This is a genomic window from Streptococcus cristatus (assembly GCF_963529205.1).
Classification (GTDB): domain Bacteria; phylum Bacillota; class Bacilli; order Lactobacillales; family Streptococcaceae; genus Streptococcus; species Streptococcus cristatus_O.
The window spans coordinates 20,518-43,089 of sequence record NZ_CAURYF010000016.1 but is presented as its reverse complement, the minus strand read 5'-3'; the positions used below and the strand labels follow the sequence as shown (position 1 = coordinate 43,089).

Sequence of the window (22,572 nt, the reverse complement as noted above, 5' to 3'; positions counted from 1 at the left end):
CAAAATCCAGTGTCCGCAAGGACGTGCCGGTTCGACCCCGGCCGCCGGTATAGTAATAAAGACAAGGTTTTCGGATCTTGTCTTTTTTTACCAATTTTTATCTTTGGGTTATTTATAATTTCTTATGTTATGCTAGATCGTCTGATTTTTTGCTTTTTTCTTTATTTTGTGCTAAATTAAACATTGTGAAACGAGTTACCGAAGACTTTCTAAAGGGAGAAACATATGGCAATGATAGAAGTGGGACATCTTCAGAAAAATTTTGTGAAGACAGTGAAGGAACCTGGTTTGAAGGGAGCTTTGCGCTCCTTTATTCATCCTGAAAAGCAGACCTTTGAAGCGGTTAAGGATTTGACCTTTGAGGTTCCCAAGGGGCAGATTTTAGGCTTTATCGGGGCCAATGGTGCTGGGAAGTCGACAACCATCAAAATGCTGACAGGGATTTTGAAACCGACATCTGGTTTTTGTCGGATTAACGGCAAAATCCCGCAGGACAATCGTCAAGATTATGTCAAAGATATCGGGGTTGTCTTTGGGCAACGCACCCAGCTATGGTGGGATTTGGCACTGCAAGAGACCTACACGGTCTTAAAAGAGATTTACGATGTGCCAGATTCGCTTTTCCATAAGCGCATGGACTTTTTGAATGAAGTTTTGGATTTGAAGGATTTTATCAAGGACCCCGTGCGAACTCTTTCACTTGGGCAACGGATGCGTGCGGACATTGCGGCTTCCTTGCTCCACAATCCTAAGGTTCTCTTTTTAGATGAGCCGACCATTGGTTTGGATGTTTCGGTCAAGGATAACATTCGTCGGGCCATTACCCAGATCAATCAAGAGGAAGAGACTACCATTCTCTTGACTACTCATGACCTGAGCGACATTGAGCAACTTTGTGATCGGATTTTTATGATTGATAAGGGGCAAGAGATTTTTGATGGAACGCTGAGCCAGCTCAAGGAGACCTTTGGAAAGATGAAGACTCTTTCCTTTGAATTGCTACCAGGTCAAAGTCATCTAGTTTCTCACTATGAAGGCTTTTCGGATATGACCATTGATAGACAAGGAAACAGCCTCAACATTCAATACGATAGTTCCCGCTACCAGTCGGCCGATATTATCAAGCAAACCCTGTCTGATTTTGAAATTCGCGATTTGAAGATGTTGGATACGGATATTGAGGATATTATCCGTCGCTTCTACCGAAAGGAGCTCTAAGATGGTCAAATTGTGGAGACGTTATAAACCCTTTATCAATGCAGGGATTCAGGAGTTGATTACCTATCGAGTCAACTTTATTCTCTATCGGATTGGCGATGTCATGGGGGCTTTTGTGGCCTTTTATCTCTGGAAGGCAGTCTTTGATTCGTCGCAAGAGTCTTTGATTCAGGGATTCAGTATGGCAGATATCACCCTCTACATCATCATGAGTTTTGTGACCAATCTTTTGACCAGGTCTGATAGCTCCTTTATGATTGGAGAGGAGGTCAAGGATGGCTCTATTATCATGCGCTTGCTGAGACCAGTTCATTTTGCGGCCTCTTATCTTTTCACCGAGCTAGGTTCCAAGTGGTTGATTTTTATCAGCGTTGGCCTTCCATTTTTAACTGTCATTGTTTTGATGAAAATCTTATCTGGGCAAGGGATTTTGGAAGTGCTGGGATTAACCATCCTATATCTCTTTAGTTTAACCCTAGCCTACCTAATCAACTTTTTCTTTAATATCTGTTTTGGTTTTTCAGCCTTTGTATTTAAAAATCTTTGGGGTTCTAATCTACTCAAGACTTCAATAGTGGCCTTTATGTCTGGAAGTTTGATTCCCTTGGCTTTCTTTCCTAAAATCGTTTCAGATATTCTGTCCTTCTTGCCTTTTTCATCCTTGATTTATACTCCAGTCATGATCATTGTTGGGAAATACGATGCCAGTCAGATTCTTCAGTCGCTTTTGCTACAGTTCTTCTGGCTCATAGTGATGGTGGGCTTGTCTCAGTTGATTTGGAAAAGAGTCCAGTCATTTATCACCATTCAAGGAGGTTAGTATGAAAAAATATCAACGCATGCATCTGATTTTTATCAGACAATACATCAAGCAAATCATGGAATACAAGGTCGATTTTGTGGTGGGCGTGTTAGGTGTCTTCCTGACCCAAGGCTTGAACCTCTTGTTTCTCAATGTACTCTTTCAACACATTCCATCGCTAGAAGGCTGGACTTTTCAAGAGATAGCTTTCATTTATGGATTTTCCTTGGTTCCCAAGGGATTGGACCATCTCTTTTTTGACAATCTCTGGGCACTGGGGCAACGCTTGGTGCGAAAAGGAGAGTTTGACAAATACCTGACTCGTCCTATCAATCCTCTCTTTCACATCCTAGTCGAGACCTTTCAGATTGATGCCTTGGGCGAACTTTTAGTTGGTGGAATCCTTCTGGCAACAACGGTCACCAGTATTAGCTGGACCTTTCCTAAATTCCTGCTTTTCCTAGTCTGTATTCCTTTTGCGACCTTGATTTATACTTCCTTGAAAATTGCGACAGCCAGTATTGCTTTTTGGACCAAGCAGTCAGGTGCCATGATTTACATCTTCTATATGTTTAATGACTTTGCCAAGTACCCGATTTCCATTTACAATTCGCTTCTTCGTTGGTTGATTAGTTTTATCGTGCCTTTCGCCTTTACGGCCTACTACCCTGCCAGCTATTTCTTGCAGGACAAGAATGGACTCTTTAACATTGGTGGTTTGATTCTGATTTCCCTTGTTTGCTTTTTCATTTCCCTCAAACTTTGGGATAGGGGTTTTGACGCCTACGAAAGTGCAGGATCGTAAGAGTGAGTATAAATAGAGGGCGATATGCATGCAGAAAATCTATGAATAAGAGAACTATTAGATACAGTATAAGGACAAGGTTTGCTGCCTTGTCTTTTCTAATATATTTTAAGGTATCTATCTTTCAAATTTTTATTTTTGGAATGAATAAATTCTACTTATCTTGCTAAAATGGTAGAATAGGTTTAAGATTTGTCTGATAAGTAAGAAGGAGAGCCTAATGAAATTGAGATTGGAAAATAAAGAATCTGAACGAGCACAAGAACTTGGAAATTTAATTCGAGCTTATAATCGCTCTAAACGGGAAGCTTCAACAAGTGAGCCTCTCAATATCTTTGTCGAAGATGAGGACGGAAATTTAATGGGAGGTCTGGTAGCCGAGACGTTTGGTTATTGGCTGGAAATTGAGTATTTATATGTGAGTGAGGCTTTACGAGGGCAAGGGCTTGGCTCGGATATTTTGCAAAGGGCAGAAGAGGAAGCTCGTGACAGGAAGTGTAAGTATTCATTTGTGGATACTTTTCATTTCCAAGCGCCAGATTTTTATAAAAAGCATGGCTATGAGGAAGTGTTTAGATTAAAAGAATATCCCTATACAGGTGAGCGATATTATTATACGAAAGAGTTATAATTTATCAAAGGATAGATAGCAGATTTCTACCTGACAAATGTAGCGATTTTTGGTATAATATCATGAGGTGATTTTATGGCAAATTTGAATAGATATAAGTTTACATTTGGAAACAAAACCTTAACTTTAACAACAGAACATGATAATCTTTTTATGGAAGAAGTGGAGCGGGTTGCCAAGGAAAAATATAAGGCTATTAAAGAGCAGATGCCTGCGGCAGATGATGAAGTCTTGGCCATTTTGCTGGCGATTAATAGTTTATCTACCCAGCTCAGTCGCGAGATTGAGTTTGATGATAAGGAAAAAGAATTGGAAAGCCTTCGTCACAAAATGCTTAGCGAATTAAGAGAAAAGTCAGCTAATACAGGGGAAAGATAGTGTTTGCAATTATTATTTTACTAATATTAGCTTGGAGCTTTTATATTGGCTACTCGCGTGGGATTGTTCTGCAGGGTTATTATGCTGCTATGACGATTGTATCCATGCTGGTGGCTGGAGCTCTATATCAGGACTTGGCTAAGTCCATCAGCTTGTGGGTGCCCTATGCTAGCGCTGTTAAAGGAAGCTCGACTTATTTCTTTGCAAGTTCCCAACTTTTTCATCTGGATAAGGTTTTTTATGCGGGGCTGGCTTATCTTCTTGTTTTCAGCCTTGTTTATATAGTAGGCCGCTTTTTTGGGATTTTTGTAAATTTAATTCCCTATCCGAATAAGTGGGATACCAAAATTTTCAATATGGTTAGTGGGGCTATTGCGGTCTTCATCTCACTCTTTGTTATTGAGATGGGACTGACTATTTTAGCTACTGTGCCCATGTCCTTTATACAAGAACGCTTAAATTCTAGTTTGCTGATTCGATTTATTATTAATCATACGCCTGTAACTTCATCCATTTTACATGACCTTTGGGTCACAAAAATTATCGGATAATTAAGACTCAGTTGCCCTGTAGCTGAGTTTCTTTTTCAGTTTAAATCATATAGAAATAGAATGAACAAGATGAATCATAAAATTTTAGAAACTTTGGAATTTGAGAAAATTAAGGAGCTTTTTTATCCCTATCTGCTGACTGAGCTGGGAGAGTTGGAGCTAAAGCAGCTCCAGCCAAGCATTAAAAAAGAATCAATTGCTGCTGCTTTTTTGGAAATGTCCGATATGCGGCAGATTTTTGTGCAACATCCGCACTTTAGTTTGGGAGCCATTCAGGATATTAGGGGCTTGACCAAGCGCCTAGAGCTGGATAGCGACCTTAATATTGAGGAGTTTTTAGCCCTCAAGCGGGTCTTGGCTGTGACGCATGAGCTGGTGTCCTTCTACGAGGATCTGGAAAATGTCCAATTGGAGCGTTTGGATCGTCTTTTTAACAATCTAGTAGAGTTTCCTAGTATTCAGGGAAGCCTGCAAGCTATCAACGATGGGGGCTTTCTCGAAAGTTTTGCTAGTGAAGAGTTGAGTCGTATCCGCCGAAAAATTCAAGAAAATGAAGTCCAGGTTCGAGATATTCTGCAAGAGATTCTCAAAACCAAGGGTGATATGCTGGCAGACCAAGTGGTGGCCAGTCGGAATGGTCGCAATGTACTGCCTGTAAAAAATACCTACCGTAATCGTATTGCAGGCGTCGTTCACGATATTTCGGCCAGCGGTAGTACGGTTTACATTGAGCCGCGGGCGGTGGTTAATCTCAATGAAGAGATTGCCATCAGTCGGGCAGACGAGCGCTATGAAATTCAGCGGATTTTGCAGGCCATGTCGGATATGATACGGCCTCATGCGGCTGAAATTGCCAACAATGCTTGGATTATCGGTCATCTAGATCTGGTGCGTGCCAAGGTCCGCTTCATGCAGGAGACGGGAGCGGTGGTGCCAGACCTGTCGGAAGAGCAGGACATCCAACTGCTCAGTGTCCGCCATCCACTGATTGAAAATGCGGTGGCTAATGATCTGCATTTCGGGCCGGACTTGACAGAGATTGTCATTACAGGGCCTAATACGGGTGGTAAGACCATCATGCTGAAGACCTTGGGGTTGGCTCAGATCATGGCTCAGTCCGGTCTGCCGATTCTGGCGGACAAGGGGAGTCGCGTCGGGATTTTCAGTCAGATATTTGCAGACATTGGTGATGAGCAGTCGATTGAGCAGAGTCTGTCGACTTTCTCTAGTCACATGACCAATATCGTCTCTATTTTAGAGCAGGTTGATAGCGAGAGTTTGGTTCTGCTGGATGAGTTAGGAGCTGGAACTGACCCGCAAGAGGGTGCAGCTCTGGCTATTGCTATCTTGGAAGATTTGCGGCTAAGGCAGATTAAAACCATGGCGACGACCCACTATCCTGAGCTCAAAGCCTATGGGATTGAGACGGACTGGGTGGAAAATGCCAGCATGGAATTTGATACAGATAGTTTAAGACCGACCTATCGCTTTATGCAGGGAGTGCCTGGCCGCTCCAATGCCTTTGAAATCGCTCGGCGTTTGGGCTTGGCGGAAGTTATCGTTGGCCATGCCCAAGAGCAGACCAACACAGACAGTGATGTCAATCGGATTATTGAGCGCTTAGAAGAGCAGACGCTGGAAAGCCGCAAGCGCTTGGATAATATCCGCGAGGTGGAGCAGGAAAATCTCAAATTTAACCGAGCCCTCAAAAAACTTTACAATGAATTTAACCGAGAAAAAGAAACCGAACTCAATAAGGCACGCTTGGAAGCTCAGGAAATCGTTGATTTGGCTTTGTCAGAGAGTGAGAGCATCCTCAAAAATCTCCATGATAAGTCCAGTCTCAAACCACATGAGATTATTGAAGCCAAGGCTCAGCTTAAAAAGTTGGCACCTGAAACCGTTGATTTATCAAAGAATAAGGTACTCAAGCAGGCCAAGAAAAATCGGGCGCCCAAGGTGGGAGACGATATTCTAGTGACCAGCTATGGTCAGCGGGGAACCTTGGTCAAGCAGCTCAAGGACGGCCGCTGGGAAGCTCAGGTCGGTCTCATCAAGATGACTCTGGAAGAGCAGGAATTTAATCTTCTCAAGGCTGAAAAGGAGCAGAAGCCTAAGCGCAAGCAGGTCAATGTGGTCAAGCGAACTAATACCAATGGTCCAAGAGCTAGACTGGATCTGCGCGGCAAACGCTACGAAGAGGCCATGGAAGAGCTTGATGCCTTCATCGATCAGGCCCTTCTCAACAACATGGCTCAGGTGGATATTATCCACGGTATCGGAACGGGTGTGATCCGTGAAGGGGTGACCAAATATCTCCGCCGCAACAAGCAGGTCAAGTCCTTCGGCTATGCCCCGCAAAATGCTGGTGGCAGCGGCGCAACGATTGTAATCTTTAAGTAGGGAAGCATCGGGTAGTCCGTAGCAAATATTTTCTTTTCCTTTGTGTTTGGTGTACAATATTATCAAAAGTAAGCTATTCAAAGGAGAAGATTTATGGTAGCAGCAGTTACAGATGCAACATTCGCTGAAGAGACAAAAGACGGACTGGTTCTGATTGATTTTTGGGCAACTTGGTGCGGTCCATGTCGTATGCAGGCGCCTATCTTGGAGCAGTTGGCAGGGGAAGTTCATGAAGATGAACTGAAAATCCTTAAAATGGATGTGGATGAAAATCCAAATACTGCCCGTGAATTTGGCATTATGTCCATTCCGACCCTTCTGTTCAAGAAAGACGGTCAAGTCGTTAAGCAAGTCGCAGGTGTTCATACCAAAGACCAGCTCAAGGCTATTATCGCCGAATTGAGTTAATAGCATAGCCAAAAAATCGTTACATGTCGTAACGATTTTTTCATTTAGCCGATGACAGTAAAGGTCATACAATTTTGGGAAGAGCAAGTATACTGTCATAGTGTGCAAAAAAATGAAAAATTGTTTGCTCAGGCATTTCCCTATTACTTATCATATGCTACTTATTGTGAAATATGTAAAATTTCAAATGTTGGTAGTTGTGTATCGGGTTTATTGGTATAAAAAGTAAAAATACATTTTTTCCATTTATCAGGATTGAAAATAACGACTTTGCCACTTTCGTTGTTTTGCATTTGCTCGTGAATGGTAAAGGATTTTAAACTTTCAGACGCTTCTATATCAATGACTTCTAATGTAGCATATTTACTTGAGTCAAAATGATCAGATATTTCGACTGATGAAGTCACTCCGATTTCAATATTCTGCCAGCCAAAAGAATTTAAAATATGATCAAAGTAACCATCAAATATGAATTTTGTCATTCCGTTAGTATTTTTCCAGATATATAGTGGACAATAACTATTAAATAATTGGCCTTCAGACTTTTCAGAGATTAAATAAACTTTGAAAAATAAATCGTCGAATCCATCCATCAAATGACCTGTATTTCGGACACGTTGTCTAATGATATCCATATCATAATCTGATGGTAATTTTATAGTATATTGCATTGCTTGCATTTCAGCACCCCTTTTCTAATTAACTATTGATAGTATAAATAATTTATATCATGTTGAATAATACTTAAAAATGATATAATTATCATAAAAAGTGATAGGGTGTTTTAAATGAATTTTAATGATATGAGCATTTTTGTGACGATCTATGAGACAAGATCAATAAACAAAAGTTCAAAGATCTTACAATATGCGCAATCTAATCTCAGCGCTAGATTGAAAGTGCTTGAAACTGAATTAGATACGAAATTATTTTACAGAAAATATAATGGTTTAGTTCCGACAAAAAGTGGAGACTTATTTTATCAATTTTGTAAGGAAACTTCTAACAATTTAGAGAAATTAAAAAAGAAATGTGAAACCTCGAAAATATCCATCTTAATTTCAGAATTATTATTCAATCACGATATTAATAATTCACAAACAATTGATTTGAATAAAAGTGAGATCAATATCCAAAAAACTTCGGATATACCAATCATTGCTCATCAGGAAGACTTTGATAAAATTTTTTGCTTTCAAAAAATTGAAAATTTAAAGCATTATGATGAGACTATCGGGCATATCGAGTCAGTTTATGCTTGTTCGAGCAATATAAAGGCTACTGAGGAAATGCCTATATTCGTTAATAAAGATAAAAATTGCCCTTTTAGAAAACAAAGCTTAATGAAGTTTGCTCATTTAAAATCAGTTGTAGAAATTGATTCTTTTGAGAACATTATCAGCTTAGTTGAAAACGGGAAAGGAATCGCACTATTGCCTAAATGGTTAAATAAGAGAGCGAAAATCAAGCCATACGACCAAGACATCGTTCTGATTCCATTTTATCAGTATGAAAAGAAGAACCAAAGCAGGTAGCTCATTTAGAAGAAATGCTAATGCTAGAGTGGGAAACCATTTGACAAATTTGATAAATACACTTATAATAAGCATACATATTATAAAGGAGATTTTATAATGGAATTTAGTTTTAGTTTAACCATAAAAGCATCAAAAGAAGATGTATGGGCCTACTATGAAAATATTGAAAAGTGGTATGACTGGGAAGAAGATTTAAAAAATATTACATTAAATGGTGAATTTAAGACAGGATCTTGTGGGATGATGGAACTCGAAGGAATGCCCCCAATGGAATATCAGCTGACACTTGTCAAGCCCTTTGAGGAATTTTGGGATAAAACAGCGACCCCGTTTGGAGATATCCTTTTTGGTCATCAGATCATTGAGAATAATGATGGCACTGTAAATGTCAAGCACACCGTAGCTTTAGATAGCATAGATCAGCAACATTTGGAATTTTTAATCCAAGTTTTCTCAGATGTCCCTCAATCTATTTTTATTTTAAAAAATTGTTTGGAAAAATAAGAATTCTCTACTTTGCTAGAGAATTTTTTTATTTTTCTAAATTTAGTGTACAATGATATCAAAAGTAAGCTATTCAAAGGAGAAGATTTATGGTAGCAGCAGTTACAGATGCAACATTCGCTGAAGAGACAAAAGACGGACTGGTTCTGATTGATTTTTGGGCAACTTGGTGCGGTCCATGTCGTATGCAGGCGCCTATCTTGGAGCAGTTGGCAGGGGAAGTTCATGAAGATGAACTGAAAATCCTTAAAATGGATGTGGATGAAAATCCAAATACTGCCCGTGAATTTGGCATTATGTCCATTCCGACCCTTCTGTTCAAGAAAGACGGTCAAGTCGTGAAGCAAGTGGCTGGTGTTCATACGAAGGAGCAATTGAAGGCTATTTTGGCGGAGTTAAGCTAAGAAAGAAGCCCCAGGGCTTCTTTTTATGTCAAAAAGCGCTTACATCTTCAAAGTTTTTCATAAAACATTGACAAAAAACGAATATTATTTTAAAATAATAGAAAATTTAGAATAAACACCGAATGAAGTTTTTCAGAAATAAGCGTTTGAACCTTATGACTGTGAAATGGACGGAACTCTGGAGAGACCATGATTGGCACCGAAGGGGCAAGGCAGGCAACTGCTCAAACTCTCAGGTAAAAGGACAGAGCAAGGGAAGGACAGGAGTCGGTCATTCTCAGGCATCCAGAGTACATGTGTAAACATGTACTTTTCTTTTTCTCGGTGTGGAAAAGGAGCATAAGACTTATGTTGAAGTTGCTGAATCAAATTGATTCTTTGGTCTGGGGGCCTCCCCTCTTGATTTTATTAGTTGGAACAGGGCTTTATCTGACGCTTCGTCTGAGGGGGCTACAGATTTCGCGTCTTTCTCGCGCCTTTCGCTTAATTTTTGTATCTGGAGAGGATCATCATGGAGACGTGTCAAGCTTTGCTGCTCTTTGTACAGCTTTGGCAGCCACGGTTGGCACGGGGAATATTATCGGTGTAGCGACTGCCATAAAAGTTGGTGGACCGGGTGCCTTGTTTTGGATGTGGCTAGCTGCTTTCTTTGGAATGGCAACCAAGTATGCCGAAGGTTTATTAGCGATCAAGTATCGTTCCAAGGATGCCCACGGGGCAGTTGCTGGTGGTCCCATGCATTATATCCTATTAGGAATGGGAGAAAAATGGCGTCCGCTGGCTATATTCTTCGCTGTAGCGGGTGTCTTGGTGGCTCTTTTAGGGATTGGAACCTTTACGCAGGTGAATTCCATTACAGAAGCTATGCAGAATACGATTAAGTTGCCTCCAGCTGTGACTGCCTCAATTTTGGCTATTTTAGTAGCTCTAGTTATTTTTAGCGGCATCCAGTCGATTGCTCGAGTGTCGACCAAGGTTGTGCCTTTTATGGCAGCTATTTATATCTTGGGGACTGTGACTATGTTAGCAGTCAATCTAGATCGCCTGCTGCCAACTCTCCAGCTAGTCTTTAGTTCTGCCTTTAGCCAGACGGCTGCTGTTGGTGGCTTTGCTGGTGCAACCATCCAGATGGCGATTCAAAATGGGGTCGCACGCGGAGTATTCTCCAATGAATCTGGTTTAGGATCAGCACCTATTGCGGCGGCGGCAGCTAAGACTAAGGAACCGGTCGAGCAAGGCTTGATTTCGATGACGGGAACCTTTATTGATACTCTGATTATTTGTAGTCTGACAGGTCTAACAATTTTAATCACAGGAGTTTGGAATGGCAATCTCAATGGTGTGTCCTTGACTCAGGCAGCCTTTGCGACTGTCTTTGCTAATTTTGGTCCAATCCTTCTATCCGTTTTTCTAGTTCTGTTTGCTTTTACCACTATTTTAGGATGGAACTACTACGGTGAGCGCTGCTTTGAGTTTCTTTTTGGTGTCAAATATATTCGCTTGTACCGAATCATCTTTGTCGCTATGGTGCTCTTAGGGGGCTTTATCGAGTTAGAAGCAGTTTGGGTCATTGCTGATATTGTCAATGCCTTGATGGCCTTACCAAATCTGATTGCTCTTTTGGTCTTATCTCCTGTTATTATTTCCGAAACCAAAAAGTATTTTGACAAGAAGGGCTGAGTTTCCATTTGCTGGATTTTTGAAAGAAGATTTTCTTGCTAAAGCTGCTTTGCCAGCTTTAGTTTTTTTATGGGCGAGAAATCTCTCGTCTTTTGTTATTGGTCAAAACATGGTATAATGAAGTATTAAGATTCTAGGAGGAAATGACATGCGTTGTCCCAAATGTGGCGGAAGCAAATCAAGTGTGGTTGACAGCCGGCAGGCAGAAGATGGAAATACAATCCGTCGTCGCCGTGAATGCGAGGAATGCCAGCATCGTTTTACAACTTATGAGCGCGTGGAAGAAAGAACCCTAGTCGTTGTCAAAAAAGATGGAACGCGTGAGCAATTTTCTCGGGATAAGATCTTTAACGGAATCATCCGCTCCGCTCAGAAGCGTCCGGTCTCAAGTGAAGAGATTGAAGAACTGGTCAATCGGATTGAGCAAAAACTTCGCAGTCAGAGCGAAAATGAAATTGCTAGCGAATATATTGGCTCTCTGGTCATGGATGAGCTGGCCGAGCTGGATGAAATTACCTATGTCCGTTTTGCCAGTGTTTATCGGAGTTTCAAAGATGTTGGCGAGCTGGAAAGCCTTTTGAAGCAGATTACCAAGGGTTCTAAGAAGAAAAAGGAAAAATAATGGCTTATGAAACCAAATGATCATTTTTCTTTCTTGTCTAATAACCAGGTCAGTCAAGATATGAGCGGGCTGACCCGTTATTATCTACCTATTGTGGGCAAGGATGCAGTGGCGCTTTATCTTTATCTGGTTTCTTTTTGGGATAATGGAACTCAGCAGCGACTTTTCAGCCATATTTTAAATCATCTTGATTTTGGTATGGAAGTGTTGGAGAGAAGCTTGGAGCGCCTATCAGCTATTGGCTTGCTAGAGCTTTTCCAGACGGAAACGGGATTTTTCATCCGACTCTATCCAACCTTGTCAGCTGAGGACTTCTTTGCTCATCATGTGTACAGTAGTCTTTTGGAGAAAAAGATTGGTCAGGCGGCAGTAGACAAGCTACGACCAGAAAATCCAGCTGGACAAAAAATCGGTGCTTCTTTTAGCCAGATTTATGGCATGGAAGAGGTCGGTCCGACGAGAACCAGTCGCCAGAATGATTTTGACTTGACGCATTTTAAACAGAGAATGGCTCAGGATGGCTTGCGTTTTGCGGATGAAAAATCGGATCTCTTGGACTTGTTTGCTATTGCGGAGCAGAAGAAATGGACTTGGTATGAGACCTATGTCTTAGCGCGTGAAACAGCTGTGTCACATGTGATTTCGACGAAACGGATGCAGCAAAAGATTCAGCAAAAACCAGTTTCGGGAGATTTTTCTCCGCAAGAGCAGTCTATTATCCGTGAAGCTAAAAGCAAGCAGCCGCTGCTCTTTTTGGCCGAAATCAAGAAAACCCGTCAAGCGGCCATTACGCGTAGTGAACGGAAACTGATTCAGGATTTGGCAGAGATGGGACTGTTGGATGAAGTTATCAATATCATCCTGCTATTGACTTTTAATAAGGTGGATTCGGCCAATCTCAATGAGAAGTATGCCCTCAAGGTGGCTAATGACTTTTCTTATCAAAAGGTGACCTCGGCTGAAGAGGCGGTCCTGAAAATCCGTGAACGCAACCAGCAGACGAACAGTCGTCCTGCGCAAGTCAGCCCAGCTGCTGCTAAAAGCAATGTGCCGAACTGGAGTCAGCCGGATTACAAGAATGAAACTAGCTTAGAAAAACAAGCGGAACTAGAAGAACAAAAAAGAAGGCTTTTAGCGAGACTGGAAGAGGGAGGCGATTAAATGGAAAAAATAGGACAGGCAATGCCTCATATGAATAAAGTGAAGCAGTTTGATTATCAAAAATTGGTCCAGCAGATTTTAGCAGATCCAGATATCGCTGACTTTATCAGTCGAGAACAACTGTCTCCAACTGAAATTCAGCGGAGCATTTCTAAGTTCAATCAATACATTACCGAACGAGATCGCTTCCTGCTAGAAGATCAGAACTATATTGCCAAGGGTTATAAGCCGATTTTAGTGAAAAATGAAGGCTATGCGGATGTTGCCTATGCGGAAACGCCTGAGTTGATTGAGCAGGAGAGACAGGAAGCGATTAGAAGCCGTCTCAACCTTATCAATCTGCCAGCTAGTTTAAAAGAGGCTAGTTTGGCCAAAGTGGATTTAGACGATGTCGGTCGCTACAAAGCTTTCGAGCTCTTGACCAGTTTTGTTGCGGAATTTCCGCATTATCAGAAGGCTGTCTATCTCTACGGAGATTTCGGCGTGGGTAAGAGCTACATGATGGCTGCGCTGGCACATGATTTGTCAGAAAAACGCAGTGTGTCAACGACTCTTCTCCACTATCCGAGCTTTGTTTTGGATGTTAAGAATGCTATCAGTTCTGGCTTGGTAAAGGAAAAGATTGACCAAGTCAAGACAGCTCAAGTGCTGATTTTGGACGATATCGGTGCAGAGCAGTCTAGCCCATGGATGAGAGATGAGATTTTACAAGTTATCCTCCAGCACCGTATGCAGGAAAATCTGCCAACTTTCTTCACTTCTAACTTTAGTTTTGCGGATTTGGAGCGTCACTTTGCCAACTCTAAGAATGGCGATGAGACTTGGCAGGCTAAGCGAGTTATGGAGCGGATTAAGTTTTTAGCTCAAGAAGTACACCTAGAAGGAGAGAATCGTCGATGAATGAAACAATTAACTTGATGAAGGCTCATACGTCTGTTCGGCGCTTTACGGAAGAGCAGATCTCAGATGAAGAACTACGCGCTATGATCGATGCTGGACGTGCTGCTTCCAGTTGGAAAAACTTCCAGTCCTATTCGATCATTGTGGTGCGAAGCAAAGAGAAAAAAGAAGCCCTCTTTGACCTGGTTCCCCAAGAAGCCATTCGGCAATCTTCGGCTTTCCTGCTTTTTGTTGGCGACCTCAATCGAGCTGAAAAGGGAGCTGCCCTACATACAGAAGATTTCCATCCTGAGGGAACTGAAAATATTCTCATTAGCTCGGTAGATGCTGCTTTGGCAGGGCAAAATACCCTCTTGGCAGCTGAAAGTCTGGGTTATGGCGGTGTTATTATTGGTTTAGTTCGCTATGAAGCTTCAAAAATTGCCCAGCTCTTTAATCTGCCAGACTATACTTATCCAGTTTTCGGCATGGCTTTAGGAAAGCCTAATCAAAACCATGCTGTCAAGCCACGTCTGCCTTATGAAGCGGTGGTCTTTGAAGAAGAATACTGTGAGCAACTCAGCTCAGTCATCGAGGCCTATGACCGTGTGCAGGCTGAGTATGCTGGTGAGCGGGCACAGGATACTTGGAGCCAGCGTTTGGCAGCTCAATTTGGTCAGGAGCCAAATCAAGAGATTGATCAACTGTTCAAAGAAAAGAAATTAGAAAACTAAGGCGGAGCTCAACTCTGTCTCAAAGAATGAAAGAGGAAAAACATGGCTTTACCAACTATTGCCATTGTCGGCCGTCCTAATGTCGGCAAATCAACGCTTTTTAATCGGATTGCTGGAGAGCGGATTTCCATTGTCGAAGACGTGGAAGGAGTCACCCGTGACCGAATCTATGCGACGGCAGATTGGCTGAATCGTAAGTTTAGTATCATTGATACGGGCGGAATTGACGATGTTGATGCACCTTTTATGGAGCAAATCAAACACCAAGCTGAAATCGCTATGGACGAGGCTGATGTCATCGTTTTTGTCGTGTCCGGCAAAGAAGGTATCACGGATGCGGACGAGTATGTGGCTCGCATGCTTTATAAGACTCACAAACCGATTATTTTAGCGGTCAATAAGGTGGATAATCCCGAAATGCGCAATGAAATCTATGATTTCTATGCGCTGGGCTTGGGAGATCCATTCCCTGTATCTTCTGTCCATGGGATTGGTACAGGGGATGTTCTGGATGCTATCGTTGAAAATCTTCCACATGAGGAAGTGGTTGAAAATCCTGATATGATTAAGTTTAGCTTGATTGGCCGTCCTAATGTCGGCAAGTCTAGCTTGATCAATGCTATCTTGGGTGAGGATCGGGTCATTGCCAGTCCAGTGGCCGGTACCACACGCGATGCTATTGATACGGTCTTTACAGACAGTGAAGGTCAGGAATTTACCATGATCGACACGGCTGGTATGCGCAAGTCAGGCAAGGTCTATGAAAATACGGAGAAATACTCTGTCATGCGGGCTATGCGGGCGATTGATCGCTCAGATGTCGTTCTGATGGTACTCAATGCCGAAGAAGGAATTCGTGAATACGATAAGCGAATCGCTGGCTTCGCCCATGAGGCAGGAAAAGGAATGATCATCGTTGTTAATAAGTGGGATACACTGGAAAAAGACAATCATACCATGAAAGACTGGGAAGAGGATATCCGCGACCAGTTCCAGTACTTGTCTTATGCCCCGATTATCTTTGTCTCTGCCCTGACCAAGCAGCGTCTCCATAAGCTGCCGGACATGATTAAGCAAATCAGTCAGAGTCAAAATACCCGTATTCCGTCTGCGGTACTCAATGATGTCATCATGGATGCCATCGCCATCAATCCGACACCGACTGACAAGGGCAAGCGTCTGAAGATTTTTTATGCGACTCAAGTGGCGATAAAACCGCCAACCTTTGTCATCTTTGTCAACGAAGAAGAGCTCATGCACTTCTCTTACCTGCGTTTCTTGGAAAATCAAATCCGCAAGGCCTTTGTCTTTGAAGGAACACCGATTCACCTGATTGCAAGGAAGCGGAAGTAGGACTTGCTTCAGCCTGTTTACAAAGAAAACAAGGGATATTGCAAGGGATTTATGGAGGGAAGCTTATCCTTAAATCCATAAACTTGCTAGTTCAAAATGTGGAATAGACTGAACTGATGAGGGAAACTGAATTGGAAAAATTGAGTTTCTCTCATTTTTTGATGCCGAGCTTTCTCCGTCTCAAGTCGGATTTGAGCTTAAAAAATGGTTTTTAAAAGAGTTTTAGCCTTAATTATGGTAAAATAATGTCTGAATACTATTAGCTATCAAATGAATTGAATGAGGTCTTTATGATGAAAATCGGAATCGATCAAATCGGTTTTGCGACCAGCAATTATGTTTTAAAATTAGATCATCTGGCTGAGGAGCGGGGCATTGATCCCAACAAGCTCAGCAAGGGATTATTGATGAAGGAGATCAGTATTGCTCCTTTAACTGAGGATATTGTTACTTTGGGCGCAGCAGCGGCTGAGCAAATCTTGACTGTAGAGGACAAGAAGGTCGTTGATATGGTCATTGTCGCAACGGAGTCTAGCATCGACCAAAGCAAGGCGGCTTCGGTCTTTATTCACGGTCTTTTGGGTATCCAGCCCTTTGCTCGTAGCTTTGAAATTAAAGAGGCCTGCTATGGGGCAACTGCTGCTCTAGACTATGCCAAGCTGCATATCAGACAATATCCAGAAAGCAAGGTCTTGGTCATCGCTAGTGACATTGCCAAATATGGGAAGGAGACGCCAGGCGAGCCGACTCAAGGTACAGGCGCTATCGCTATGCTGATTAGTCAAAATCCACGCATCCTTGAATTCAATGAAGATAATGTGGCTCAGACTCGTGATATTATGGATTTTTGGCGTCCAAATTACTCTACGACTCCTTATGTCAATGGTGTTTACTCAACCCAGCAGTATTTGGATTGCCTTAAGACAACATGGAAGGAATATCAAAAGCGTCATGCTTTAACTTTGGGAGACTTTGCAGCGGTTTGTCTCCATCTTCCCTATCCCAAATTGGCGCTGAAGGGGCTGAATAAAATTATGGATAAAAGCTTGTCTCAGGAAGAGCAGAGAAAACTGCAAGAAAACTTTGAAAAGTCTATTCTTTATAGCCAAAAGGTTGGAAACATCTACACAGGCTCGCTCTTTTTGGGGCTCTTGTCCCTCTTAGAAAACTCTGAAAATCTTAAGGCTGGTGACAAGATTGCTCTATTTAGTTATGGTAGTGGTGCTGTCGCTGAGATTTTCAGTGCCAATCTGGTAGAAGGTTATGAAAAACAGCTGACGTCTCATCGTTTGGAGCAATTGAATCAACGGCAGGAATTGACGGTTGCTGCCTATGAAGAGCTTTTCTTTGCAGAAGCCCAGCTGGATGAAAACGGCTCAGCTGCCTTTTCTGGCTACGATGACCAAGTTTACGCCTTGGTTCAAATAGACCAACACCAGCGCAAGTATATCAAAGTTGAGAAACCATCATGAAAATAAATTGGACTGGATTTTCTAAAAAGACACCTACAGAGCGGCTAGAGTTTCTAAAAGCCCATGAGCTACTCCAGGATGAGAATTGGCAAAATCTTGCTAATCAAAGCCATCTGCCGCTGGAGACAGCCAATCAAATGAGTGAAAATGTGCTTTCTGTTTTAGCATTACCTTATTCGATCGCACCAGACTTTCTCATAGATGGGCAGGTTTATCAGGTACCTTTTGTGACAGAGGAGCCCTCTGTCGTTGCTGCTGCTAGTTTTGCAGCAAAAATCATTAAGCGCAATGGCGGTTTCAAAACCAAGATTCATAATCGGCAGATGATTGGGCAGGTCGCACTCTATGATGTGCCTGATGTAGCTAAAGCTCTAGAGCAGATTCAAAATGACAAGTCAGCTTTATTAGAATTGGCGAATCAAGCCCATCCTTCCATCGTCAAGCGAGGAGGTGGGGCGCGTGATTTGAGAACGGATTTCCTGGAGGGAGAGACGGACTTTCTAGTCGTCTACCTTGTCGTGGACACTCAGGAAGCCATGGGTGCCAATATCCTTAATACGATGCTAGAAGCCCTAAAAGAACGGTTGGAGGAGTTAACAAGTGGACAGAGCTTGATGGCCATTCTATCTAATTATGCGACTGAGGCACTCGTAACAGCCTCTTGTGAAATTGATTTCCATTCACTCAGTCGAGATAAGGCAGAAGCTGAACGCACTGCTCAAAGAATCGCTCTAGCCAGTCAGTTTGCAAAGCAGGATCCTTATAGGGCTAGCACGCATAATAAAGGTATTTTTAACGGAATTGATGCAGTTCTTTTGGCGACAGGAAATGATTGGCGGGCCATTGAAGCTGGAGCCCATGCCTATGCCGCTCGCGATGGCGGCTACCAAGGATTGAGTCAGTGGGAGGTCGATCTAGAAGAAGAAAAGCTCTATGGCCAGTTGACTCTACCCATGCCTGTTGCGACCAAGGGAGGGTCGATTGGGCTTAATCCAATGGTTGTCGCTAGTTTTGATTTATTGGGGCAACCGACAGCCAAAGAATTAGCTTCGATTATCGCTTCTGTCGGCTTAGCGCAGAATTTTGCAGCCTTGAGAGCGCTTGTGACCACGGGAATTCAGGCTGGCCACATGAAGCTCCAAGCTAAATCTCTAGCTTTATTGGCAGGTGCTCAGGAAGATGAGATTGCTTCTGTTGTTGCAGAACTTCTCAAAGAGAAGCAATTCAATCAGGCAAAAGCCAAGGAAATTCTAGCTAAAATGCGTAAAGAAAAATGAGTCAATATGTATTGACTCATTTTTTATAGTGAAGAGGATGTTTCTTCAGGTAGCTGTAAATCTTTAAGACGACAGTCCCGCTAGCCATCCCGATAGAGATGACCAAGGCTAGGATGACGACCAAGGTAGCATGAACCATGGCCTGACTATAATCGCCTGTCACAAAAAAGGCAGTTGTCCGATAGGAAATATAACCAGGCACCAGAGGAGCCAGAATAGCCAAAATAAAGACGACAGCTGGCGTTCTATAGATGATGCTGAGGATTTGGCTGGCACAGGAACCAATGATAGCAGCCACAAAGGTTGCAATAATGACATTGGTCGGTCCTTTGAACAGGAGATAGAGTAGCCAAGTGGCCATTCCTAAGACTCCGCCAGGAATCAGCATACTCCGCTGGACATTTAGGACGATTAAAAAGGTGATGATGGCCAGTAGGCTGGCCAGAGCTTGTAGTAAGAAAGTCAAGATTGTCATAGGCTTATTTCATAAGAATGAGGGCGACAGAGGTGCCGGCGCCGAGAGCAAGGGTAATGAGGAGTGATTCAAAGAGTTTGCTCATTCCAGAGTTGATATGGTTGGTCATGATATCTCTAACTGAGTTGGTCAGAGCGATTCCTGGGACGAAGGGCATGACAGCCCCTGCGATAATCAAGTCTGCTGTTGAATCGAAGCCTGAGTAGCGAGCCCAAATCTGGGCTAATAATCCGAAGACGAAAGCCCCAGCAAAGGCTGATACGAAAGGAATCCGAATGTATTTATCGACATAAAGGGAGAAAGAAAAGCCAAATAGGGTCGCTATACCAGCCCCAAGAGCATCGTAGAAATTTCCTCCGAACATGATCGAAAAGAAAGGAGCGCTGAGTGTGGCTGCTGTAATGAGTTCTCTTTTGCTATAGGGAACCCCTTTTGTCTTAAGTGCCTTTAGCTGTTCAAGAGCTTCTTCCAGATTGATGGCACCACTAACCAGTTGGCGAGAGACTTGATTGACATCACAGACCTTCTCGATATTATAGTTCGTATGGATATTTCGCTTCATTCGAGAAATATTGGTATTTTCAATGGAAAAGAATATGGCAACTGGCATGGCTAAGGCATTACAGTCCACGATGCCCTGCGAATGGGCAATCCGGATCATGGTATCTTCGACCCGATAAATCTCTGAGCCGCTTTGTAATAGCAAGGTCCCAGCTAGCATGATAACATCGACGGCCAGATTAAGATTTTTTTCATCTGTAGACATTTTCTCAGCCATTATATCCCCTTTTTCATTTCACAATAACTCTATTATAACACAAATGCTCAAAGCTATCTCTCCAAAGCAAAAGAAAACCAGCTGATTTTCAGCTGGTTTTACAATTAGGAAAGAGGCTTAGCTAAGTGCATCATCCATTGAAAGAACTTCGTGGAAGACACGTTGTGTCAATTCAGTTTTTTGTTCTGGAGTGAGGTATTTAGTATTTACACAGTATCCAGAGATACGTACGATAACATCTTCGCCAGACATGATCTTGTCGTAAACATCTTGCAAGTCCATAACGTTCAAGTTAACGTGTTGTCCACCATTTTCGAAGTAACCATCAAGAATTGTTACCAAGTTGTCCACTTGTTCGTCACGAGTCTTACCAAGGGCACGAGGTGAAACTTGAGTTGTCAATGAGATACCGTCAGCTGCGTAACCAAAGTCAAGGCTAGCAAGTGAGTTCAAGTTTTGCAACCATCCACCTTTAGCTTTGTTAGATGGGTTAGCACCTGGTGAGAAGAATTCAAGTTTAGACAAGTTCACAGAACCATCTTCGTTAAGGTATACACCTTTGTGGACTGGTGAGTTACCAGTTTGTTTAGAGTAAGCAACGTTAGATGTGATTGTCAAAAGTGATACTGTAGCTTCTGCGTCTTTGTAAAGTTTGTGGCTACGTAGACGAGTTGTATAAGCTTCGATCAACCATTCTGCCAATTCGTTTGAACGTGGGTCATCTTCACCCCAACGTGGGTATTCACCGATTGTTTCGTAATCGTAGATGTATCCATTTTCGTCACGGATTGGTTTAACGGTAGCATACTTGATAGCTGACAATGTATCAACAGTGTTAGCAAATCCACAGATACCGAATCCCATGTTAGCACGTTGTTTAGTTGGCAAGAAGGCCATTTGAACAGCTTCGTAGTTGTACTTGTCAGTCATGTAGTGGATGATGTTCAAAGCATCTACGTAAGTGTCAGTCAACCAGTCAAGAGATTTTTCAAAGTTCGCTTTAACTGATTCGAATTCAAGAACTTCGTCACGGATAGGATCGATGTCAAATACTTTGTAGTCTTTGTGAACATCGTCGTAACCACCGTTCAAACCAGTAAGAAGGGCTTTCAAAACGTTTACACGAGCACCGAAGTACTGGATGTTGTGGCGTTGTTCTTCGTTTTCTGGGTCAAGTGGTGACACACAGCATGAGATACAGCTCATTTCACCGTATCCGTCTTTAGCCATTGTTGTTACACCTTCGTATTGGATAGAAGAGTGTTTGTGGCTCATGTGCATACAGTAGCGACGGAAGTTGTATGGCAATTTGTCAGTCCAAAGAACTGTCAAGTTTGGTTCTGGAGAGTTACCGATGTTGTCAAGAGTGTTCAAGAAACGGTAGTCCATCTTAGTAACACGGTGACGACCGTCGTTACCCATACCAGCCATAGAAGTTGTGATGAAGGTTGGGTCACCTGAGTACAATTGGTCATAAGCTTTTGTACGAGCAAATTTAACTGTACGAAGTTTCATAACGAAATCATCAACAAATTCTTGGATTTCTGATTCAGTAAATGTACCACGAGCAAGGTCACGTTCTGCAAAGATATCCAATACGATTGGCACACGTCCTAGAGATGTAGCAGCACCGTTGATCACACGGCAGACAGCCATGAAGGCGATGTTAACCCATTGGATTGCTTCTTTCGCGTTCATCGCTGGTTTGCGGACATCAACTCCGTAAAGGTCACCCAAGCGAACAACTTGTTGCAAAGCTTGGTATTGAAGGTTTACTTCTTCACGAAGACGGATTGTTTCTTCGTCGATTTCTTTGATAGCATTCCAGTCGTTGACTTTTTCTTGCATCAAGTAGTCTGCACCGTAAAGAGCAAGACGTGCGTAAACCCCGATGATACGTCCACGTGAGTAAGCATCTGGAAGACCAGTTACAGTGTGGGCGTGACGAGCACGGCGGATGTTAGAAGTATAAGCACGGAAAATACCGTCGTTAACAGTTGTCACATATTTTGTGAAAATTTCGTGAACAGCTGGATCAGGTTCATAACCATTTTCCTTCAAAGTCGTTTCAGCCATACGGATACCACCTTTTGGCATGAAGTTCAATTTGAAGAGTTCGTCGTTTTGAATACCGTAAATTAGTTCGTTATCTCTGTCAATATAACCAGCAGGGATATCTGCAATAGATGTTGGACGAGTGTCCATTGGGAAACGAGTTTCTTCGTAGTGAGCTTTTGTTTCTTCTACGATTTTCTTGATGTGGAGTGAGCGCTCAGTAGGACCTGCCAAGAAGCTTTCATCTCCATCGTAAGGTGTGTAGTTGGCTTGAACGAAGCGAGAGATACTTGCTTTCTCTTTCCAGTCTTCACCTTTGAAGCCTTCCCAGGCCTTGTCAAAAATGTCTTGAGCTTCCACAACTGTTTTAACAACCATTAGATTTTCCTCTTTATTCTAGCAACATAAACTGTTACATTTATAATTAAAGTATATCATAAGGTA

23 protein-coding genes and 1 riboswitch are annotated in these 22,572 nt (G+C 42.5%); of the genes, 19 read left to right on the top strand and 4 right to left on the bottom strand.

Going from position 1 to position 22,572, the window contains the following annotated elements; genetic code table 11:
• Nucleotides 1–225: 225 nt before the first annotated feature.
• The 8 genes from RWS39_RS05005 to trxA (RWS39_RS04970) all read left to right on the top strand — a co-directional run bounded on the left by RWS39_RS05005 (nt 226) and on the right by trxA (RWS39_RS04970) (nt 7,196).
• The gene (locus tag RWS39_RS05005; protein ID WP_314481130.1) at nt 226–1,218 is read left to right on the top strand and encodes an ABC transporter ATP-binding protein; all 993 of its coding nucleotides are present in this window, start codon (nt 226–228) and stop codon (nt 1,216–1,218) included.
• Between the two features lies 1 nt (nt 1,219).
• Complete coding sequence (locus RWS39_RS05000; RefSeq protein ID WP_314481128.1) at nt 1,220–2,038, top strand: ABC transporter permease; 819 nt, start codon at nt 1,220–1,222, stop codon at nt 2,036–2,038.
• 1 nt (nt 2,039) lies between these two features.
• A complete protein-coding gene (locus RWS39_RS04995) occupies nt 2,040–2,825 on the top strand; it encodes an ABC transporter permease (protein WP_314481126.1) in 786 nt (261 codons plus the stop codon).
• A 220-nt stretch (nt 2,826–3,045) separates the two neighbouring features.
• Entirely contained in the window at nt 3,046–3,456 is a 411-nt protein-coding gene (locus RWS39_RS04990; RefSeq protein WP_314481124.1) for a GNAT family N-acetyltransferase, read from the top strand.
• Between the two features lie 75 nt (nt 3,457–3,531).
• Nucleotides 3,532–3,834: a cell division protein ZapA gene (zapA, locus tag RWS39_RS04985; RefSeq protein WP_125372347.1), complete on the top strand. Its 303-nt coding sequence runs from the start codon at nt 3,532–3,534 to the stop codon at nt 3,832–3,834.
• Nucleotides 3,834–4,385 carry a CvpA family protein gene (locus RWS39_RS04980; protein ID WP_314481121.1) on the top strand — a complete coding sequence of 184 codons (552 nt, stop codon included), beginning with the start codon at nt 3,834–3,836 and terminating at the stop codon, nt 4,383–4,385. The genes zapA and RWS39_RS04980 overlap by 1 nt, the downstream gene beginning before the upstream one ends.
• A gap of 69 nt (nt 4,386–4,454) precedes the next feature.
• Nucleotides 4,455–6,788 (top strand): endonuclease MutS2, encoded by a 2,334-nt coding sequence (locus RWS39_RS04975; RefSeq protein ID WP_314481119.1) that lies wholly within the window; start codon nt 4,455–4,457, stop codon nt 6,786–6,788.
• A 93-nt stretch (nt 6,789–6,881) separates the two neighbouring features.
• Nucleotides 6,882–7,196: a thioredoxin gene (gene trxA / locus RWS39_RS04970; protein WP_002898369.1), complete on the top strand. Its 315-nt coding sequence runs from the start codon at nt 6,882–6,884 to the stop codon at nt 7,194–7,196.
• Nucleotides 7,197–7,357: 161 nt separating this feature from the next.
• Here trxA (RWS39_RS04970) and RWS39_RS04965 read toward each other — a convergent pair whose 3' ends face one another.
• Complete coding sequence (locus RWS39_RS04965; RefSeq protein WP_314481117.1) at nt 7,358–7,876, bottom strand: DUF4865 family protein; 519 nt, start codon at nt 7,874–7,876, stop codon at nt 7,358–7,360.
• Nucleotides 7,877–7,984: 108 nt separating this feature from the next.
• Here RWS39_RS04965 and RWS39_RS04960 point away from each other — a divergent pair, with 108 nt between their 5' ends.
• From RWS39_RS04960 to RWS39_RS04910, 11 genes are all read left to right on the top strand, one after another.
• Nucleotides 7,985–8,731, top strand: coding sequence for a LysR family transcriptional regulator (locus RWS39_RS04960; protein ID WP_125373803.1), 747 nt, complete (start codon nt 7,985–7,987; stop codon nt 8,729–8,731).
• A gap of 99 nt (nt 8,732–8,830) precedes the next feature.
• The gene (locus RWS39_RS04955; protein ID WP_125373804.1) at nt 8,831–9,238 is read left to right on the top strand and encodes an SRPBCC family protein; all 408 of its coding nucleotides are present in this window, start codon (nt 8,831–8,833) and stop codon (nt 9,236–9,238) included.
• Between the two features lie 89 nt (nt 9,239–9,327).
• Nucleotides 9,328–9,642: a thioredoxin gene (trxA, locus tag RWS39_RS04950; protein WP_045498501.1), complete on the top strand. Its 315-nt coding sequence runs from the start codon at nt 9,328–9,330 to the stop codon at nt 9,640–9,642.
• A gap of 168 nt (nt 9,643–9,810) precedes the next feature.
• Nucleotides 9,811–9,900, top strand: a riboswitch (glycine riboswitch).
• Between the two features lie 90 nt (nt 9,901–9,990).
• Nucleotides 9,991–11,322: an alanine/glycine:cation symporter family protein gene (locus tag RWS39_RS04945; RefSeq protein WP_314481112.1), complete on the top strand. Its 1,332-nt coding sequence runs from the start codon at nt 9,991–9,993 to the stop codon at nt 11,320–11,322.
• 148 nt (nt 11,323–11,470) lie between these two features.
• Nucleotides 11,471–11,944, top strand: coding sequence for a transcriptional regulator NrdR (gene nrdR, locus RWS39_RS04940; protein ID WP_314481109.1), 474 nt, complete (start codon nt 11,471–11,473; stop codon nt 11,942–11,944).
• Nucleotides 11,945–11,950: 6 nt separating this feature from the next.
• Entirely contained in the window at nt 11,951–13,105 is a 1,155-nt protein-coding gene (locus RWS39_RS04935; protein WP_314481107.1) for a replication initiation and membrane attachment family protein, read from the top strand.
• A complete protein-coding gene (dnaI, locus tag RWS39_RS04930) occupies nt 13,106–14,005 on the top strand; it encodes a primosomal protein DnaI (protein WP_314481104.1) in 900 nt (299 codons plus the stop codon).
• Entirely contained in the window at nt 14,002–14,718 is a 717-nt protein-coding gene (locus RWS39_RS04925; RefSeq protein WP_314481102.1) for an NADPH-dependent oxidoreductase, read from the top strand. The genes dnaI and RWS39_RS04925 overlap by 4 nt, the downstream gene beginning before the upstream one ends.
• Before the next feature lie 42 nt (nt 14,719–14,760).
• Nucleotides 14,761–16,071, top strand: coding sequence for a ribosome biogenesis GTPase Der (gene der, locus RWS39_RS04920; RefSeq protein ID WP_314481100.1), 1,311 nt, complete (start codon nt 14,761–14,763; stop codon nt 16,069–16,071).
• A gap of 293 nt (nt 16,072–16,364) precedes the next feature.
• On the top strand, nt 16,365–17,543 hold the full coding sequence (locus tag RWS39_RS04915) for a hydroxymethylglutaryl-CoA synthase (RefSeq protein WP_314481134.1): 1,179 nt from the start codon (nt 16,365–16,367) through the stop codon (nt 17,541–17,543).
• Nucleotides 17,540–18,820, top strand: a complete 1,281-nt coding sequence (locus tag RWS39_RS04910; RefSeq protein WP_314481098.1) for a hydroxymethylglutaryl-CoA reductase, degradative — start codon at nt 17,540–17,542, stop codon at nt 18,818–18,820. Before RWS39_RS04915 ends, RWS39_RS04910 begins: the two co-directional genes overlap by 4 nt.
• Nucleotides 18,821–18,836: 16 nt before the next feature.
• Here RWS39_RS04910 and RWS39_RS04905 read toward each other — a convergent pair whose 3' ends face one another.
• The 3 genes from RWS39_RS04905 to pflB all read right to left on the bottom strand — a co-directional run bounded on the left by RWS39_RS04905 (nt 18,837) and on the right by pflB (nt 22,506).
• Nucleotides 18,837–19,295 carry a threonine/serine exporter family protein gene (locus tag RWS39_RS04905; protein ID WP_314481095.1) on the bottom strand — a complete coding sequence of 153 codons (459 nt, stop codon included), beginning with the start codon at nt 19,293–19,295 and terminating at the stop codon, nt 18,837–18,839.
• A 4-nt stretch (nt 19,296–19,299) separates the two neighbouring features.
• Nucleotides 19,300–20,073, bottom strand: coding sequence for a threonine/serine exporter family protein (locus tag RWS39_RS04900; RefSeq protein ID WP_314481093.1), 774 nt, complete (start codon nt 20,071–20,073; stop codon nt 19,300–19,302).
• Nucleotides 20,074–20,190: 117 nt separating this feature from the next.
• The gene (gene pflB, locus RWS39_RS04895; RefSeq protein WP_314481090.1) at nt 20,191–22,506 is read right to left on the bottom strand and encodes a formate C-acetyltransferase; all 2,316 of its coding nucleotides are present in this window, start codon (nt 22,504–22,506) and stop codon (nt 20,191–20,193) included.
• Nucleotides 22,507–22,572 lie beyond the last annotated feature (66 nt).

What these genes read in the sequence shown, in the direction of transcription:
- RWS39_RS04915 (WP_314481134.1), top strand. Translation starts at nt 16,365, where the DNA reads ATGAAAATCGGAATCGATCAAATCGGTTTTGCGACCAGCAATTATGTT.
- RWS39_RS04955 (WP_125373804.1), top strand. Translation starts at nt 8,831, where the DNA reads ATGGAATTTAGTTTTAGTTTAACCATAAAAGCATCAAAAGAAGATGTA.
- RWS39_RS05005 (WP_314481130.1), top strand. Translation starts at nt 226, where the DNA reads ATGGCAATGATAGAAGTGGGACATCTTCAGAAAAATTTTGTGAAGACA.
- RWS39_RS04945 (WP_314481112.1), top strand. Translation starts at nt 9,991, where the DNA reads ATGTTGAAGTTGCTGAATCAAATTGATTCTTTGGTCTGGGGGCCTCCC.
- RWS39_RS04905 (WP_314481095.1), bottom strand. Translation starts at nt 19,295, where the DNA reads ATGACAATCTTGACTTTCTTACTACAAGCTCTGGCCAGCCTACTGGCC.
- RWS39_RS04900 (WP_314481093.1), bottom strand. Translation starts at nt 20,073, where the DNA reads ATGGCTGAGAAAATGTCTACAGATGAAAAAAATCTTAATCTGGCCGTC.
- RWS39_RS04960 (WP_125373803.1), top strand. Translation starts at nt 7,985, where the DNA reads ATGAATTTTAATGATATGAGCATTTTTGTGACGATCTATGAGACAAGA.
- RWS39_RS04975 (WP_314481119.1), top strand. Translation starts at nt 4,455, where the DNA reads ATGAATCATAAAATTTTAGAAACTTTGGAATTTGAGAAAATTAAGGAG.
- nrdR (WP_314481109.1), top strand. Translation starts at nt 11,471, where the DNA reads ATGCGTTGTCCCAAATGTGGCGGAAGCAAATCAAGTGTGGTTGACAGC.
- RWS39_RS04925 (WP_314481102.1), top strand. Translation starts at nt 14,002, where the DNA reads ATGAATGAAACAATTAACTTGATGAAGGCTCATACGTCTGTTCGGCGC.
- RWS39_RS04910 (WP_314481098.1), top strand. Translation starts at nt 17,540, where the DNA reads ATGAAAATAAATTGGACTGGATTTTCTAAAAAGACACCTACAGAGCGG.
- RWS39_RS04990 (WP_314481124.1), top strand. Translation starts at nt 3,046, where the DNA reads ATGAAATTGAGATTGGAAAATAAAGAATCTGAACGAGCACAAGAACTT.
- zapA (WP_125372347.1), top strand. Translation starts at nt 3,532, where the DNA reads ATGGCAAATTTGAATAGATATAAGTTTACATTTGGAAACAAAACCTTA.
- RWS39_RS04935 (WP_314481107.1), top strand. Translation starts at nt 11,951, where the DNA reads ATGAAACCAAATGATCATTTTTCTTTCTTGTCTAATAACCAGGTCAGT.
- RWS39_RS04965 (WP_314481117.1), bottom strand. Translation starts at nt 7,876, where the DNA reads ATGCAAGCAATGCAATATACTATAAAATTACCATCAGATTATGATATG.
- trxA (WP_045498501.1), top strand. Translation starts at nt 9,328, where the DNA reads ATGGTAGCAGCAGTTACAGATGCAACATTCGCTGAAGAGACAAAAGAC.
- RWS39_RS04995 (WP_314481126.1), top strand. Translation starts at nt 2,040, where the DNA reads ATGAAAAAATATCAACGCATGCATCTGATTTTTATCAGACAATACATC.
- der (WP_314481100.1), top strand. Translation starts at nt 14,761, where the DNA reads ATGGCTTTACCAACTATTGCCATTGTCGGCCGTCCTAATGTCGGCAAA.
- trxA (WP_002898369.1), top strand. Translation starts at nt 6,882, where the DNA reads ATGGTAGCAGCAGTTACAGATGCAACATTCGCTGAAGAGACAAAAGAC.
- RWS39_RS05000 (WP_314481128.1), top strand. Translation starts at nt 1,220, where the DNA reads ATGGTCAAATTGTGGAGACGTTATAAACCCTTTATCAATGCAGGGATT.
- dnaI (WP_314481104.1), top strand. Translation starts at nt 13,106, where the DNA reads ATGGAAAAAATAGGACAGGCAATGCCTCATATGAATAAAGTGAAGCAG.
- pflB (WP_314481090.1), bottom strand. Translation starts at nt 22,506, where the DNA reads ATGGTTGTTAAAACAGTTGTGGAAGCTCAAGACATTTTTGACAAGGCC.